Raw genomic sequence first — 334 nt, 5'->3', positions numbered from 1 at the left:
TCAGCCGATGTTGTCGACCGCGGCCTTGGCCCGCTGGATCGTCGACTGCGCCGTACCGTCGTTCTTCTCCAACGTCGACTTCAGCAGCGCGATGATGTTCTTCACCTCGTTCGAGGCGTTGTTCCACCGCTGTTCCTTGCCGTGGTACTCATCCGCCACGCCGTCAGCCGTGAAGTCGGCCATCGCCGCCTTCACCTGACTGTCACGGTTGCCGATCACCTCTTCCAGACGGCCGATGACCACCTGGATGTTCGACTGAGCATCCGCCGACGCACCCGTGTCGTACGACCGACGATCCGCACCAGAACCCGCCATCACACACCACTCCCCGAGA

The 334-nt window shown here is 62.6% G+C and carries 1 protein-coding gene; it reads right to left on the bottom strand.

Annotation, left to right across the window (positions count from 1 at the left end; all coding sequences use genetic code 11):
* On the bottom strand, nucleotides 1-315 hold the full coding sequence (locus ADK57_RS16610) for a pore-forming ESAT-6 family protein (RefSeq protein ID WP_053750244.1): 315 nt from the start codon (nucleotides 313-315) through the stop codon (nucleotides 1-3).
* Between the last annotated feature and the right edge of the window lie 19 nt (nucleotides 316-334).

Source organism: Streptomyces sp. MMG1533 (genome assembly GCF_001279775.1).
GTDB lineage: Bacteria > Actinomycetota > Actinomycetes > Streptomycetales > Streptomycetaceae > Streptomyces.
The sequence above is the reverse complement of the archived record's forward strand: the minus strand, read 5'-3'. Positions and strand labels throughout refer to the sequence as shown.